We start from the raw sequence: 15,494 nt of genomic DNA, 5'->3' as shown, positions 1-15,494 counted from the left end.
AACATATCCCTCCTTCTTCTTTTCCAACTAAGTTACTGGTCTTTACCTCCTCAAACGACATAGTTTTCTTATAATAGATTATAACAGAGAGACAAAAAATAAAACCTGTCCACATGGACAGGTTTTCGTTATTTTTACTGAGAATTTTGTCTATCAGATAAATATTATCTGAACATACAAGGAATATTATTGATTTTTTCCCTGACTGCTCGGTATGATGAAGTTCTTATTTGTCACTGCGATTGCAAGTCTCGTCTTATTTGCATATCCTGTTTTGGACAAAATATTCGAGATGTGAAATTTCACTGTCCGCAGTGAGATGTTCATCTGCTCTGCGATTTCACTGTATTCGAGTCCATCGCAGACATAGCGTAACACTTCGATTTCCTTGGCTGTAAGCTCCGAACTGTCGGCAAGTCCCAACTGTACACTCGGTGTTTTATCCGGAAATACACGCTCTCCGTCCATCGTTCGATCCATAACATCGATCAGCCTTTCCGGACTGATATCCTTATACCAGAAGCTGTCTACTTTCGCCTCTCTTGCCCGCTGCAAATATCCGACTTCCACCATAGAAGTTACGATAATGATTTTTATATTTGGAAGCTCTGCCTTTATCTCTGCTGCCGCTTCGATCCCGTCTTTATTTCCGGACGTACATACATCCATCAATATAAGATCGATACACTGTCTTCTGCATATGGCAAGTGCAACATCTGCCCCATTTACGCTGGCAGAAAGCGTATAATTGTCACTTTCTGAAATGACTCTCTCCATATTTTCACGAGGCATCCTCTGATCCTCAACGATTAATACCTGTTTCATACTCTCTCCTTTTGAAATGCAATCGTCAATGCAAAATACGGAAATGACTGTATCTGCATTTCTCCGCCATAGTCAAATACATGTCTGGAAATATTATACAATCCGCCTTTTGGAACAATCTCTTTATCCGGTGTCTCTCCGTTATTCGTGATACGGATGCGACATTGCTGATTTTCATTCTGCATCTCGATCCAAAGCTTTGTCGCACCGGCATGGCAGACGCCATTTGTCAGACACTCGCGCATTGCAAGGACGCAGATATTAGCCAGTTCCTCTGACTCCGGCAATGTTCCCTCGCACACTACCTCCACGCCAAGTGTCTTTGCATCCTGCAGAAATCTTTCAAAATCGCCTTCTTCCAGCGGATACTGGTTGTCATTCCAGATTGCATTTACGGCCTGCCGAAGCAAGCGCACCGCATCTTTATAATCTGCGTTCTCCTGCGTCAGACTCTGGCGGATCGCAGTAAGACCGGCTCCCATCTGATCGTGAAGCTTTGTCTTTGCCGCAAGCACTTCCCGCTCACGTGTCAGGATCAATACATTGTCCGACAGATAGCGGAGTTCTTTTGATATTTCTTTTAACTTTTCGGTCTGCTTTGTCAGATTTATTTTTTCCTCATATTGTTTCGTAATGTCCAGAAAAATAGCTTCTGTATATACCTTTCCCTTTCGATCTGTCACTTCATTTTCCCGATAGCTCCATGCCTTCCCGTCAGGGAAAAGGTAGATTTCTTTGTTGTTGATCCGACTCACACCGTAGCGCTCACATTGCTGAAGCGCTTCTTTTAATTCTTCTTGCTTTTGCAGATCTCTGTGAGTGAGCGTCTGAAAAAGGCGATACATCTGCTCATTGCAAAGCTTCAACATTCCATCATCCATAAAATAACAGATTCCGATCGGCAGTACGTTCATCGCCTCTTTGATGGAATTTTGCCTGATAGTTTCTGTTCTCATCTTTTTCAGCCGAAGTCCTTCCCAGATAAGTAACGCATCGATCACACCGACAACACACCACCATACTCCGATCGGAACAGATGGCATTTGCAAATATATTTCTCCTCCATGGTCCGCCTCGAATGAATAGGCCAACGCATTTAAAAGCAGAAATAAAAACACAAAAAGTGCAATGTTGATATACCATTTTCGATCATCCAGCTTCATATTTTGAAAAGCAAACAACAGAATCATATTCCCTACGAGACTTAATAAAATAACGATCATTAAAAATGTCTGCATTACGGTTCACCTGCCTTTTCCACGGCAAATGTAAAACGCCATATCCCATCTTCACATGTACAGGACTGCACCATTTTCGAAAAAATGGTAAGATCCATCTTGCTTTCTATTTCCATACAGAAGAGAAGCTTTTCTCCCTGGCTTCGAAGCTTTATCCACAGAGAATCGCATATGTCCACGCATTTTTCCACCACTGTTTCAAAAAACTGATACATCGACACAGCGTCACTTACATAAATCTCCTCACCGGTTGGGAACGAACAGGCACAGTCGATGTCCATCAATCGCAAGCTGGAAAAAGATTCTTCTATGCAGGCTTCCAGTTCGGCGGCATCGGATATTTTTGATCTCTCTTCGATAAATTCCAGATTTCCGCGTCTTTTTATATACGTTCCGACAAGACTGATCTTCGCTAAAAGCCTACGGCTTTTCTCCTGATTTTCTTCCTCGTCATAGTGGTGGAGCAGGTCATTTAACAGATCGATCTGTTTTGCGGTCTGTGTCTGTAGCTTGTCAAATAAGCGATTCTTCTCACGCAGCATATTGATGGCTGCCTTTGTCTGATAATTTTCCTGCTCAATACAGTTACTTTCTTCGATTGTCTTTCTGTTTTCTTCCAGTCTCTCAAGAAGCTGGATGATGTCTTCGATATCTTCCTGCCAGAGGACATGACCGCCCAGGATATCCCGGTTCTGTATCAGTGTCTTCTTATCGATCACGACTTCTTTCTCCATCGCTTCCTTCATTATTTTCTTAGATAAAGGCATTGCATTGGAGGACGTGTAGCAGACATTATAGTCCTGATCTGAAATCTGGGCTCCCAATGTGCAGACTTCAAACAGCCGCTCATACCCTGTATTTGTCTGGATCAATCCGCAACGTACACAGCTTTCCAGTATGCCCACAAAAAATAAACATAAAACTGCGGTAATGTCTCCACCTATTTTCTGCATCCATTCCACACCGCTTACATAAATGGCTGCGTAAAGTACAGTTGCACCGATTCCGATCAGTGGTAAATATTTCTTCTTTCGGGAATGTCTGCATTTATAGATCATCAAAAGGAAGCCGATCAATGCACAGACAATTTCCCACAAAATCACTGCATAATAGCCCCATCCATATGTATAACTGCTATCCGACCATGCCGCTCCTTCCGGGAAGGCAAAAACAAGCTGGTGAAGATCATTCGTCAGCACAAATATACTAAGAATCCCCGTCGGAATGCATAATCCTTTCAGCCACCCCGGCAGCCTGTATTCTTCCGGCTGACCAAGAAGAAATGCCGCCTGCAATGCAGTCAACGGAATAAACAGCATCGGTACGTAGTAGCTATACCAAAGGTAGCGTGAAATCTGCAAGTCATAGGTAAAAAAATACTTTGTCGTGCGTACAACAAACCAGAAGACCATCAGACCTGCGACTAACAGCAATGTGTTTCTCACTGATTTTTGAATGACTCTCTTATGAATGCTGATCGCCCATCCGATATATAAGCCGATGTAGATCACCGTACGAAGTGTGCCAAAGAAGATGCGACCGGCGCTCATCTTCCCCAGCCAGCGACAGACCAATGCGGCAGTCACAAGCAGCAGAAATATAACGATATTCAACTGTTCACTTGATTCTTTTTTCTTTTTCATTCCTATGTTCAAATATATCCCTTTACGTATGATTTTTCTATTACTTTTTGAAGTATCATTCCGATTTCGTTGCCAGCAGCGTCAAATATCACCAGTTTGTTCATAATGTGCTTTATGCTTTATCCTTTCTGCTCTTATTTCGTCACTACTGTTTTTGCTGCCGACCATCCGGAATAATATTTTTTACCGGAAACACTCCTATAAGTACGGATTTTCACATAATATTTCTTCTTTGCCGCCAGCTTTTTAATAGTTTTCGAAGTTGTTTTATAACTGCTGACTGTGACATACTTATTTCGGGATTTGAACTTACTATTTGTAGAATAGAGTAACTGGTAACCGGATGTCTGTGCACTCTGCTTCTTCCATTTTGCAGTAAATGCTTTTTTCGATTTACTTAAACTGCTTATAGCGGTGCCTTTCGGATTAATGGTAAATGATAACGTCTTTTTACCACTGTAATTATCTTTAAAAGTTACAATTACTTTATATGTTCCTACATTTTTTCTGCCGGATGCATATTGCACTATATAATCTGTTTTGTTGTGCAATGCATTTCCGTTCGCATCTTTTACTGTTACAGACGGTGTTTTTACTCCACCTGAATAAGTACAAGCCGTTGCCGAAATTTTTACAGAGTTTATCCTTGGAATTGCGATTGCTTCTGAAATCGTTTCACAATTCTTACAGTGGATAGACTTACTTCCATCTGCTGCAAATGTTGCCGGCTGATCTACCGTATATTCTGTTCCCCATTCATGCGCCTTTTTATCCAGTTTTTTCGTCTCTGTGAAGCCACAAATTTTACACCGGCGCTGTGTAATTCCTTCTTTTGTGCAACTGGTTTCTGCAATCGTCTCCCATTCGGTAAAATCATGACCTGTTGCCGGAATAACCTGCTCATCCTTTGTTTCGCCACATTTCTTGCAATGGATAGATTTTCTTCCTTCCGTTGTGCAGCTTGGTTCTTTGTCAATTGTGAAATCTTCTTCCCAATTATGACTTGCAGGAATTACTTCCTGTGGTACAAGAACGGTTTTGCAGACGCTGCAATGCTTGCCTTCTGTAAGTCCGTCGGTAGTGCAGGTTGCCGCTTTTCCCTGATCAATCACGATTGTATGGCCGTCTTTGCATGGATCTGGATCATATTCCACAATTCCTTCTGCATCCGTAAATATTTTTCCACAGCTTGTACATACCCACGCTTCATCCGCATATTTAATATCATGATCTTTTAAATCAGCCGGTTTCAATTGATTATAATAATTATGTCCAAATTTCGGATTTTCTTCTAATGTTCCACCATTTTCGGCTACATTGCTGCACTCTGTTTTTCCTGTAGTTGCCAGTTTATGTCCGTTCAGATTCAGGAACTCATTAATCTTTAACAAATCTGTGTGAATCAGTACGGTATCCTGATTCAGCGTCAATGAATAGAGCGGAGTTGCAAAATTAATGTCTGTATTTTGAAGTTCCAGATTCTCACTAAATCTATTTACCCGACTTGGCTCTTTAAAGCTAATCTTCTGTGTCTTCTCTCCTGAAAATATCGTCTTATGCATATTTGTCTCATAATAGCCATACCAGTTGGAGCCTGTTTCCTTATAGTTCGAGGTGAAATCTCCTTTTACTTCTACTGTTCCATTTGTTAAACACTCCCCCTTACTGCTTCCATATGTTTCACCTAACGTCAGATTTCCTTTCACAAGCAGTTTGTCTTCTGTATCCTGCATCTGCAGAAAGCCATTATTAAATTCCGCATTTCCTCCTACTTCCAGACTTCCCTGCTTAAAGGCAGCACCTCCTCCGTTCGCCATCAGATTTCCTTCAATAAGGTTATCACTGCCTGACACATTCATTGTTCTGACCGCTACATCTCCGGCAATTTCTACTCCTGCACCTCCCATGTCCAGTCTTTCTGCATCTATATTTCCGGTTGTTGCAAATTTATAACCGCCTGTATTTAATGTACCTGTTATCATCAGTTTTTCTGTATTCGTAAGCTGTGTGTCCTGATTGATCTTCACATTATAAATTGGTGTTGCAAAATTGATATCGTTATTCTGAAGCTCCAACTTATCACTAAATCCATTTACTTGACTCGCCTCTTTAAAGCTGATCTTCTGCGTCTTCTCTCCTGAAAATATTGTCTTATGCGTATTCGTTTCATAATAGCCATACCAGTTGGAGCCTGTTTCCTTATAGTTCGAGGTGAAATCTCCCTTCACTTCTACTGTTCCATTTGTTAAGAAATCACTCTCACTGCCTCCATATGTTTCACCTAACGTCATATTTCCTTTTACAACCAGTTTATCCTCGGTATCCTTCATCTGCAGATACCCATTGTCAAATTTCGCATTTCCTCCTACTTCCAGACTTCCCTTTTTAAAGACAACAGTTCCAGTCATATTCAGATTCCCTTGTATCTGATTTTCTTTTGTATTGTTGATGTATAACATGTTAGCCTCAACATTTCCAGTTGTTACAAAAGATCCATTATTAATTATCAATTGCGTAACGATCTGTAAATCTTCTGTTTTCGAAATCGTCATATCATTATTTACTGTGAGCGAGTAGAGTGGTGTTGCAAAATTGATATTGTTATTTTGAAGTTCCAGATTATCATTGAATCCATTTACCTGACTTGGCTCTTTAAAACTAATCTTCTGTGTCTTCTCTCCTGAAAATATCGTCTTATGCATATTTGTCTCATTATAGCCATACCAGTTGGAGCCTGTTTCCTTATAGTTCGAGGTAAAATCTCCTTTTACTTCTACTGTTCCATTTCTTAAACAATCCCCCTTACTGCTTCCATATGTTTCACCTAACGTCAGATTCCCTTTCACAAGCAGTTTGTCCTCGGTATCCTGCATCTGCAGATACCCATTGTAAGCCTCCATATTTCCATCTACAACCAGTTCACTGCTAGCAAATTCCAAACTTCCAGCCACATTGCAGTTTCCAGCCACATGGATATCCATGTTCTTAATGCTTACATAGTTTCTGATATTAAGGTTACTTGCTACATTAATCTTTTTCGAGCATTTATCATTTATCTGTAAAAATCCATTGATATCCAGTCTGCCGACATAAATCTCTCCGCCGTTGCCGGTAATTTCAAGATTTCCTGCCTTATCCGTTACAAATAAACCATTAAACTTCATTTCTTCTTTCGACTGGTCACTGATCTTCAGTGTACCACCGTTGATCCGAATACCGGCAAGCATTACATTTTCAAATTCTGCAATGGAACACTTCTGTCCACTTCTGTTCGTATAAACTGCATATGTCTGCAAGTCACTGTCTGTTGAGTGGATAATCTGCAAAGTGCAGCCTTCGTCAACTGAAATCGGATTTGTGGAAACCGGATTGATCGTCGTATCGACAAGTGCATTTTGAAGATTCGTGTATCTTGCTTCCAATCCTGCTGCGTCATTGCATCCATCAATCCACGAAAGGATTTCTCCATATTTGCTGCCAATCTGCGCATTTGCAGTTTGGTATCCCAGATCATTCTGGAGCAGCACAATTCTTTTAATAAATTGCAGATCATCTATTGCTGCCGATGCGCAGATATCCATATTTTTCATATCAGCCTGACTTTTATATTTATTATAATTATTCTTATCATCATTAAATGCATCAACTGCGTACTGTTTTATTTCCTGCAGATATTTCATTAAATATATTTTTTCACAGACATCATCAAAGCCGGTTCCATAATTAATAAGGTCTTTTCCTACAGCCAGTATCGCATTGGCTCTGCCGACTGCTGCAGATACCGCCATTTTGGAGCTCAATGTGTCCATCCCTGTTTTTCTGGCAACCATAATCGCAGCTTCATCTCTGACACCACCCTTTGCAGTGTCCCATACATATTTGCCAAGCTCGTCGCTGCCATAATCGTAAATAGATTTCAGCGCTGCACTTCTAATAACATTGTCACCAAGCTCATCGGATTCCAGCAGACTCAGATAAGAAGATGACGCACGGATAAATGTGTTATCATTATTTTTCGTTGCATTACTGCGTACACGTACCAGCGTATCGTGCATGGACTCCTGATTTCTGTAGAGATTTTCCATCATCACGATATTATTAACGGTTAATACACCTGTGCTGATCACTGTTTTTACGCTTTTGGCAATTTTCTTAATTTTGCTGCCATATTTATCAATCTGCATGGTCTTATACTGATCATCCCATTTATGCGGTATATCGCCCGCGCCGTAATCCGCATAAAACTGTGCTTCATACAAATCCGAAAAATCTTTCATCTCTTTTTTGCCATCTGAATTTTTTGATGCCTGAAGCAATGTTTTTTTCACATTTGATACATACTTTGTCAGATTTTCATCGTATAGCTCCGTATTTTTTAACAGGTAATTATATTTATCTATATCATTAACATCTGTAATGGCTCCTAAATAGTCATTCAACCATTTTGATGCATCTTTGGTTTTTGAATTGTCCAATAAATCAGAATATGCCCGCAATGTCTGCATACCTTCCTCTTCACTGCCAATAGAATTACCTGAAACGGATTTGTAATCATTCTGATAAATGCTTGTTAGCAGAGAATCATAATTTTTGCTCTTTGCACCAGCGCAGAATTTTGTCCAGTCTGCATCCGTTGCAAAAACATCCAGAAGTACCGATGGAATCTCACTGATTGTCTCCCCTGTATGGTTCATTCTGTAATAAAGACTCACACCACTTTTAAAAATCGGATCATTCTCATATTGTTTCAGAAAATCCGTAGACAGATAATCTGTATTTGCAACTCCATCCAGTCTTCCATATGGATTAGATTCTGGCATCGTATCTTGCGTAAATGTATCGACTACAAAAGAGCGATCGTTCAACAGATTTTCAAACACAGCTACACTTGCCGTCGCATCATCTGCATTCACGCTGCTTGATGCGGATGTCGCTCCTGCCAGAATTGAAATCGTCACTGCACCAATTACTAATGCAGAAATACTTCTTTTTAATATAATTCTCTTTTTCCTCATAACTCATCCTCTTTACTTCTTGCCTTTACCATTCAATTTCTTCTGAATATTCCGGACGCGGATCATATAATTCGTGTACATTTTTAAATAAGCATCCGGTTTCTTTACAAATCTCTTTGCAATATTCCTCTTCTCCGATTACCTCTCCGTTATTTCACAAAAATCCTGGAAGTCTCCCTCCAATGTAACCCCAGTGAAATTTTTAGTTGGTTTTGCTAAAATCATATCTTATCACCCATTCATTGTCTTTCTAATCTTCTCAATAAGTGTCACATCCGCCGGTAACCATTCTACTTCATCTAGCTGCTCTTCATTTAACCATCTTGCAGCCTCATGTTCCTTTAACACCAAATTTCCTTTTACAATCTCACCCCAAAAGCAATCCATGGAAAGATGAAACGTTGGATAATCATATTCTATTGTTTCAATCCATTCTCCAACAGTTACTTCTGTGTCTAATTCTTCCATTATCTCTCGCTTTAACGCTTGCTGTGGTGTCTCTCCATCTTCTATTTTTCCTCCCGGAAATTCCCATCCACCTTTTAAATCCCCATAGCCACGTTGTGTTGCAAAAATAATAGGCTTGTTTTCTTCATTTACAGCTTTTATTACAGCCGCAACTACTCTTATCGTTTTCATTGTTTCCTCCGTATTATGCATTTACAATATATTCGTAAATATCTTCTCTTACAGGCACATCAAGAATCCATTCTATCTCCACTGCTGATTTTTTCGTATTTGCCATTGTAAATTCTTTTGTATTTCCACTTGCTGTCATATGTCCAAGATAATAAAACTCTTTAGAAATCTTATCATCTTTATTCTTTCGCACAAAAAGTTCCACTTGAATTCCTCGCTCTTTTGCTTTAAGAAAATTTTGAACATCTTCTGATTGCAAACTTCTTCCAGATTTTGAAATAGCAATCAAACGATCTCTGACTCCCTGTACAAAATGATCTTCATATTTTGTCGTATCACTAATATCATCTGATTTGTCATAATTTATAAACACTGGAAACGTCTTTGTTTTTTTATCATATTTATAACCACCGATGTTTAATGGAACTTCATTCTGCTCCCAGTTCAATAAACGGCACACATCTTCATAAGTATATTTTTGATATAAAACTAAATCTGTCTCTCCATAGCTTACTCTGTATTCTCTTTTATAACGACTTATACCAAAATCTACTAATTCATCTAGAATATCGTAAAACTCTTTATGTAATGCCATATTCATAAAGGACTCTGTCGGTTTATAATCTGCTCCTTCTTTTTCAATAAAAATACACTGTGAATAAGCTTTCTTTCCTGTTCCTGCCGGAAATTCATTCGTCATAACATTTACAAGATTTTCTTTTTGATCCTGACTCACATTTTTCCCATATTTTTTCATATCTTCGGCAAGTCCGACAAACAGACCTTTTCTTGGTGCTTCCTTTGCATACGCAAGCATCCGTTTTAATAATTGAAGTTCTTGGATTCTCTTACCATTTGCCAATTTCTTTGATACAAATTCAATTACCTTCTCTTCTTTTTCCGATAATCGAACTTGATATTCATTTTCATATTTCGCCAAAAACTTATAATAGGATCCTAAACTTTTATTATCAAAAATGCGTATAACATCCATTTCCCCATAGTTATCAAAATCACACAACTTAGGAATTCTTCCGAGTTTATTCTTAAGGTTCGTATAATTTTCTTTTATCAGTTTAATATCACTAAAATTGGCATTGTCTATGGATGCAAAAATTCTTTTTCTGCTAATCTCATCAAAATGTACCGTAGACGCACCAGGTATTACTCTTCCACCTTCCATAACATATCGGCGAATATTATCTTTGTTATAGGTTCTGTCTCCGGATAACGCAATCGGAATCATAAAGTTCGTATTATAATTTCCAATGAAATCTAAAATCACTACATATTCTTTCCCATTTGCTTTTCGCAAACCACGACCAAGTTGTTGTATAAATACAATTGGTGATTGCGTTGGGCGAAGCATAATAACTTGATTCACTTCAACAATATCAACACCTTCATTTAAAATTTCGACTGAAAAGATATAATCCAATGGCTGATTATCAACCGTTGCTTCTATCTCATCCACTGCTAATCTCTCAAATGCATGTTGTCTTTCCTGCTCCGATGCACTTCCATTCAATGCTATTGTCCGAAATAATTTTCCAGTTGAAGGATTTATAGTCCGGTTAAATTTTGCAGATAATTCTTCCGTTTCTTTTATACTACTGCAAAAAATAAGTCCCTTTACTTTATCCCCGCTATATCCATAATAATCTGTCTGCTTAATAATATGCTTTACCCTTTCATCACTGGTAAGCATAGAAAAATCTCGACTTTTTTCTTTGTTATCACCAATAATTGACAAATCTGTAATTCCAAAATAATGAAACGGACATAACAAATTTTCTTCCATTGCCTGTTGCAAACGAATCTCATATACTATTTGAAAATTAAAAATCTCATAAACATTTCTACCTTCAATATTATCATCCCTCTTATCTGGTGTTGCTGTCATACCAAGCCAAAGCTTCGGGGTAAAATGTTTCATTATTTTCTGATAAGTATCAGCCGAAACATGATGGGCTTCATCCAATACAATACAGTCAAACGTATTTTTCTCATATTGAAGTAAATGCTCATCGCGATTTAATGTCTGCACCGTAGCAAAAACGTAATCCGCATCATATTCATGATATCCAGCCCCTACAAGTCCCATAGAAATCGATTTATCAAAAACTTTTTCATAAGATTTCTTTGTCTGTCTTGCCAATTGCCCTCTGTGGACTAAAAATAATACTCTCTTAAATCCCAGTTCCCGCATTGCAAAGGCGGAGGCATATGTTTTGCCGGTTCCCGTTGCGGAGATCAGTAGCGCTCTCTCTTCTCCCTGCTCCAGAATCTTCCTAAGGTTCGCAATAAATCTCTCCTGCATCGAATTCGGTTTTAATCGATATTTTTCGAGTGACGGAATCTCTTCGCTTTTCGCAATCTCCCGCTGGTGTTTTACGATATTGTAGCGTTCTCTGTAAAATTCATAAAAATCATCATAAGACAATGCATACTCACTGTTCCAGAGATTATGAAATTCTTCCACAATTTCTTCCGCTACCTCTCCATTTTCCGTAGAAATCAGTTTTGTATTCCACTCTTTATTTACCGTCAATGCCGCACTTGTCATATTGGAACTACCGATGATGATTCGATAAATCTCTTCTTTCTTAAAAATATATCCTTTCGTGTGGAAACCATTTCCGGCCGCATCCACATCATACATTTTCAACGTAATGTTTTTCAATCCATTGAGTTTCTCAAGTGCTCTCGGCTCGCTGAAATTCAAATAATTCGTCGTAAGAATCTGTCCCTTAACGTCCTTTTTCTCAAGCTCTTTTAACGTCTGCAGAAGCGGTGTCACGCCACCCATCGTAATAAATGCAACGCTGATCTGAAACTGATCACAGCGCAGCAATTCATCCTCTACAGATGAAATAACCTTCTTCCCCTCTTCCGGATTATTCGACACAAATGTTGGCTTGTACGCCAGATTTGCCGCCGCAGAACCATTTATATAAGCGGCACTTAAGCCATTTTGTAATTCATTAATCACATTCGCATCCATTGAAAAATCTCCCTCTCATTTCGTAATGAGTAAAACAAAATATTATGATTAGTATTATACCTTATGCAGGAGGATTTGTCATTGAAATTGAAGGATCTGCTGAAGAAGCCCAAGTTGCCATGTTCCTGAAACAATTAGGAGTCAAATATAACAAAATCACCTAAGATGAATTTGTCACTTTGATGGGCATTCTTCGTAAATCTAATATGCTGAAATCTCCCGGAAGCAAGCGTGGCAAAGGTAACCGAAAGAAACAATAGCAACAAAAAACAGGTCCGGACGCGCTGAGGGTAATCAGTGTATCTGAACCTGTCTTTTCTATGGTTTTTTCGATGAATAGCTGGGCTGGCTTTTCATTGACATTTCTTATGCTTTTTTCGTTGACATTTAATACTGTTCAATGTATCATATAATTAAGAAATGGGTTTTGTTACTGAGTAAAGTCATTTGACTGGAAAAGGTTGCTCGTTTCTTTTTTTATTTTCATGATATCGTATAAGTAATACTTCCCATCTTCATCGTGTCTGACCAACATCGCAACATTAAAGACGTTGTATCTCTCTATTTCTCCATCATCACCAAATACCGGAAGAGCAAATCTTGAATCATATGAATACCAACCATATTTAGCGTCTTTACTATGCTTCTCCTTACGATTATCTTCATAAACCTCGTTCGTTGCTATTTTAAGCAATTCCGGTAATCCCTGTGCGGCATTCGCTTTTGCTTTCGCATTTGCTCCTTTCAAAATCCGAGTATAATTTGAGTGCGTATACTCATCAGGAAGATCCGATCCAATATAAATCATCTTATTGCAATCTTCTATCTGATAGAATTCTCCTGCATACTGGCGCAAATACTTTTCAACTTCATCCCAATTAACTGCTCTTTTTCCCTTGAACAGAATATCGTGAATAAATACTGTTTTCTTTCCGTTCAAATCTTCGATAACATTTACTTTTCTCTCCAAGTCAACCTCCTAAAGATTTACGTATTGTAACGCATTGCGTTATGCTTATTTCAAAAAATATGCAGAGGATACATTTTAATTATCTTCACTTTTGATTCGACGCTCTATTTCCGCTCTTTATTTCAACTTTCGCCCCAGCTGCCAGAACGCAACCGCGCTCGCTGCTGCGACATTCAGGGAATCTACGCCGTGGCTCATCGGTATTTTCGCCGTATAATCGCACAACTCGATGGTCCTATCCATAAGTCCTTCACCTTCGGTACCCAGGATTACTGCCAGCTTTTCTTCCTGCATTAATGCCGGATCATCGATACTGACAGAATCATCCGTCAACGCAAGCGCCACAGTCTTATAACCCAAATCTCTGAGCTCCATGATTGCCTGCTCCGGCCAGAGATTCTCCCGTTCACAGCGCATTTCATTATCATCCTTAATAAACGTCCATGGAACCTGGAATACAGTTCCCATGCTGACTCTGGACGATCTTCTGTATAAGGGATCACTGCATCCCGGTGTCAGAAGTACTGCTTCCATATTTAAGGCTGCTGCCGAGCGGAAAATAGCACCGACATTCGTAGGGTTCATTATATTTTCCAGTATCGCAATCCTCCGCTTTCCCGCGCACACATCCTGAAATCTCACCGGCTTCTTCCGTCTCATTGCACATAACATGCCTCTTGTCAGCTTGAATCCTGTCAGCTTCGACAGTACGTCAAATTCCGCAGTAAAAACCGGAACTTCTGTATTTTCATATTTTTGAAGCAATTCTTTTGTTTCTTCATTATCCTTTATCTGCTTCTTTTCAACAAGAACAGACACTGGCTCATATCCCGCATCCAACGCTCTGCCGATCACCTTAGGGCTCTCAGCAATAAACATTCCGTCTTCCGGATGATCCTTATTCAGCAACTGCGCCTCGGTATATCTGGCATAAATATCCAGCTTCGAACAATAAAAGTCATTTATTTCGATTATATTTAACATCTGAAAATTTATCTCCATACATCTTATTTTTCTAAATTTTGCAAGAATGCCTTCGGCATTCTTGATGCGAGATGCGCGTCATGCAACGCATGAATCTATATAAGTTTCCAGAATCTCTGCTGCTCTTCTACAGGCTCTCACACACGGTCTGCTCTGATAATATTCTTCCGTTCTTACTGCAGGCTCTTCCAGATCTTCTCCTTTTTTCAGACCGAGAAGTTCTCTGCAGATCAGACTTCCTTCCGATTCTTCAAAAGAGCCACATAATTTCTGCACAAGTGCATAAAGCTCTTTCTTTCCGGCGGCATCTTTTGGATCCTCATACCCATATAACTCGCCAAGTACCATAGTCATCCCCGTCACAGCGCCGCACACTTCCCGAAGTTTTCCGAATCCTGCTCCAAATGGACTGGCTTTTTTCGCCGCCTCTTCGATACTTATACCAAGCTCTTCTGCAAAAGCTGCATAAACAGATTGACTGCAATTGTAACCCATTCTGAATAATTCTTCTGCCCTGTCTGCTTTACTCATTTTCATTTCCTCCGTTCTTACTTCTATGCTGTATACAACACACTTTTCTACCGCCTTGCCATTATCATACTGCCTTCATTCTTTAACCACAACACCGATTTTTTATAATCCGGAAGTATCTTCTCTACTTCTCTCCAGAAATTTTTTGAATGATTCATTTCTTTTCTGTGGCAAAGTTCATGAACGACAACATAATCTATGATTTCCGGTGGGGCAAGCATTAACTGACAGTTAAAATTCAAATTCCCCTTGCTGCTGCAGCTTCCCCATCTTGTCTTTTGGTTACGAATCGTAATTCTTCCGTAAGTAACTCCTATGATTTTTGAAAAATATGCCACCCGCTCCGGTATGTACTTCAATGCTTTGTTCGCTAATTCTTGTATCTCTTCATCGGTCAATTTATCCGTTCCGGATGCATCATAATGCTCTTTTCTTCTTCTCATCTGATCAAGATGCTTTTCGATCCATGGTTTTTTCTTCTGTAAGATTCGTTCAATCTCGCTTTTGGAAGCACGCCATGGTGCCCGTACTGTTACCGTTAAGTCCTGATTTAACTGAATTGCCACCGTTTTTCTTCCGGAACGGATGACTGTATATTCCATCTGCATTCTCCTTACTATCAGCCTATACTTACAGAAATGCCAG

General features: G+C 39.4%; 10 protein-coding genes. All 10 read right to left on the bottom strand.

Annotation, left to right across the window (positions count from 1 at the left end; translation table 11 throughout):
- Positions 1-186: 186 nt before the first annotated feature.
- The 10 genes from DW125_RS09965 to DW125_RS09920 all read right to left on the bottom strand — a co-directional run bounded on the left by DW125_RS09965 (position 187) and on the right by DW125_RS09920 (position 15,451).
- Positions 187-825, bottom strand: coding sequence for a response regulator transcription factor (locus DW125_RS09965; RefSeq protein WP_117538039.1), 639 nt, complete (start codon positions 823-825; stop codon positions 187-189).
- On the bottom strand, positions 822-2,063 hold the full coding sequence (locus DW125_RS09960; RefSeq protein WP_117538038.1) for a sensor histidine kinase: 1,242 nt from the start codon (positions 2,061-2,063) through the stop codon (positions 822-824). Before DW125_RS09960 ends, DW125_RS09965 begins: the two co-directional genes overlap by 4 nt.
- On the bottom strand, positions 2,063-3,718 hold the full coding sequence (locus DW125_RS09955) for a histidine kinase N-terminal 7TM domain-containing protein (RefSeq protein ID WP_242992966.1): 1,656 nt from the start codon (positions 3,716-3,718) through the stop codon (positions 2,063-2,065). Before DW125_RS09955 ends, DW125_RS09960 begins: the two co-directional genes overlap by 1 nt.
- Positions 3,719-3,840: 122 nt before the next feature.
- Positions 3,841-8,721, bottom strand: a complete 4,881-nt coding sequence (locus DW125_RS09950; protein ID WP_117538036.1) for a hypothetical protein — start codon at positions 8,719-8,721, stop codon at positions 3,841-3,843.
- Positions 8,722-8,952: 231 nt separating this feature from the next.
- Complete coding sequence (locus tag DW125_RS09945) at positions 8,953-9,360, bottom strand: (deoxy)nucleoside triphosphate pyrophosphohydrolase (RefSeq protein ID WP_117538035.1); 408 nt, start codon at positions 9,358-9,360, stop codon at positions 8,953-8,955.
- Between the two features lie 13 nt (positions 9,361-9,373).
- The gene (locus DW125_RS09940) at positions 9,374-12,364 is read right to left on the bottom strand and encodes a DUF3427 domain-containing protein (RefSeq protein ID WP_117538034.1); all 2,991 of its coding nucleotides are present in this window, start codon (positions 12,362-12,364) and stop codon (positions 9,374-9,376) included.
- 430 nt (positions 12,365-12,794) lie between these two features.
- Entirely contained in the window at positions 12,795-13,334 is a 540-nt protein-coding gene (locus tag DW125_RS09935; RefSeq protein WP_117538033.1) for a hypothetical protein, read from the bottom strand.
- Between the two features lie 117 nt (positions 13,335-13,451).
- Positions 13,452-14,318 (bottom strand): TrmH family RNA methyltransferase, encoded by an 867-nt coding sequence (locus DW125_RS09930; protein ID WP_117538086.1) that lies wholly within the window; start codon positions 14,316-14,318, stop codon positions 13,452-13,454.
- Between the two features lie 78 nt (positions 14,319-14,396).
- Complete coding sequence (locus DW125_RS09925) at positions 14,397-14,849, bottom strand: C-GCAxxG-C-C family protein (RefSeq protein WP_021860324.1); 453 nt, start codon at positions 14,847-14,849, stop codon at positions 14,397-14,399.
- 47 nt (positions 14,850-14,896) lie between these two features.
- Entirely contained in the window at positions 14,897-15,451 is a 555-nt protein-coding gene (locus DW125_RS09920) for a M48 family metallopeptidase (protein ID WP_117538032.1), read from the bottom strand.
- Positions 15,452-15,494 lie beyond the last annotated feature (43 nt).

Origin of the sequence: Dorea sp. AM10-31, from assembly GCF_003435815.1 — a bacterium.
Taxonomy (GTDB): Bacteria; Bacillota; Clostridia; order Lachnospirales; family Lachnospiraceae; genus Dorea_D; species Dorea_D hominis.
This window is presented reverse-complemented; position numbering and strand designations above follow the sequence as displayed.

What these genes read in the sequence shown, in the direction of transcription:
- DW125_RS09945 (WP_117538035.1), bottom strand. Translation starts at nt 9,360, where the DNA reads ATGAAAACGATAAGAGTAGTTGCGGCTGTAATAAAAGCTGTAAATGAA.
- DW125_RS09950 (WP_117538036.1), bottom strand. Translation starts at nt 8,721, where the DNA reads ATGAGGAAAAAGAGAATTATATTAAAAAGAAGTATTTCTGCATTAGTA.
- DW125_RS09940 (WP_117538034.1), bottom strand. Translation starts at nt 12,364, where the DNA reads ATGGATGCGAATGTGATTAATGAATTACAAAATGGCTTAAGTGCCGCT.
- DW125_RS09965 (WP_117538039.1), bottom strand. Translation starts at nt 825, where the DNA reads ATGAAACAGGTATTAATCGTTGAGGATCAGAGGATGCCTCGTGAAAAT.
- DW125_RS09960 (WP_117538038.1), bottom strand. Translation starts at nt 2,063, where the DNA reads ATGCAGACATTTTTAATGATCGTTATTTTATTAAGTCTCGTAGGGAAT.
- DW125_RS09925 (WP_021860324.1), bottom strand. Translation starts at nt 14,849, where the DNA reads ATGAGTAAAGCAGACAGGGCAGAAGAATTATTCAGAATGGGTTACAAT.
- DW125_RS09920 (WP_117538032.1), bottom strand. Translation starts at nt 15,451, where the DNA reads ATGGAATATACAGTCATCCGTTCCGGAAGAAAAACGGTGGCAATTCAG.
- DW125_RS09930 (WP_117538086.1), bottom strand. Translation starts at nt 14,318, where the DNA reads ATGTTAAATATAATCGAAATAAATGACTTTTATTGTTCGAAGCTGGAT.